Origin of the sequence: Chryseobacterium sp. CBTAP 102, assembly GCF_003201365.1 — a bacterium.
GTDB classification, from domain to species: Bacteria; Bacteroidota; Bacteroidia; order Flavobacteriales; family Weeksellaceae; genus Chryseobacterium; species Chryseobacterium candidae.
Genome location: NZ_QICX01000032.1, coordinates 1 through 1,188 on the forward strand (window position 1 = coordinate 1; position 1,188 = coordinate 1,188).

The window sequence follows — 1,188 nt, forward strand, 5'->3', positions numbered from 1 at the left end:
TACAATAGAAACGTTTAATGAATAAATGTAATAAATATTTGGTTTATTCGGTTTATTTCCGTACCTTTACTATGTAATAAAAATCAATATAACAACACTTTAAATTTTTGCAGACATGAAAACAGCCGTTAAATCTTTCAGAAAAAAAAATTATTCAGAACCTAAAGAGGACAAGTTTATTTCTAAAATATTAGAGAACTTAGACCAAGTGAAGAGCGGAGATTGGGAAGCTTATGCAGACCTTAGCACTATTTACCCGACTAATTTATTCACGCAAAAAAAATACTCTGGAATTAATGTTGTGGCGTTAATGATTGACACAATTGCAAAAGGTTTTAAAACCTGCAAATATGCTACCTTCAATAATATTTCAAATGCAGGAGGAAGGCTTAAGAAAGGAGCAAAAGGATGCTTGATTGAATTCTTTACATTCTTATATAAAGATAAAGAAAACAATAAAAATTATACCTTACAGCAGGTCATTTCTATGAACGAGGAAGAAAAAAAGAGAATTCAAAAAATTCCATGCCCGAAAACCTATGTTGTTTTTAATTCTGAATTGATAGAAAACCTTTCAGAAATTAATTTGGATGTGCAAGAGGAAGGACCGGCAGAAAATGAAATTGAAGAGCAACAAAATTGCGAAAACTTTATATCTACGATTCAGGAAAAAGGAAACTTAAAACTTACTTTTGGACTTAAAGAAGTAGCCTTTTATTCGCCTAGTTTAGATTATATCCAGTTACCACCTAGAGAATTCTTTATTTCTTCTGATAAATACTATAGTACTCTATTTCATGAGGTGATCCATTGGACGGGTCATGATGATAGATTAAACAGAGATTTGAAAGGGCACAAGGATAAAGAAAGTTATTCTTTTGAGGAATTAATAGCAGAAATGGGAAGTATGTTAATTTGTCTTCAGTTCGGAATTTTAAGCGAATTTATCAACTCTGTACGATATTTGAAGGGATGGGCCACACATAACAGTCAAGACAGAGAAACAGTAATAAGAAACGCTTTTAATCATTCCAAAAGAGCAAAAAAATATTTAGAAAATCTTTAAAACCGAATAATTATTCGGTTTATTTTAATATAAGTCGACAAAATTTTTTCCTGGAGAGCTGATATCTTTCAGAACCGGGAAAAATTTGTCGACAAAATTTTCTTCCGGAAGATCTTCCTGGT

At 31.2% G+C, this 1,188-nt stretch carries 1 protein-coding gene; it reads left to right on the plus strand.

What is annotated here, in order from left to right:
* Positions 1–115: 115 nt before the first annotated feature.
* Positions 116–1,066 carry an ArdC family protein gene (locus C8D70_RS20615; RefSeq protein ID WP_110368541.1) on the plus strand — a complete coding sequence of 317 codons (951 nt, stop codon included), beginning with the start codon at positions 116–118 and terminating at the stop codon, positions 1,064–1,066.
* Positions 1,067–1,188: the final 122 nt, after the last annotated feature.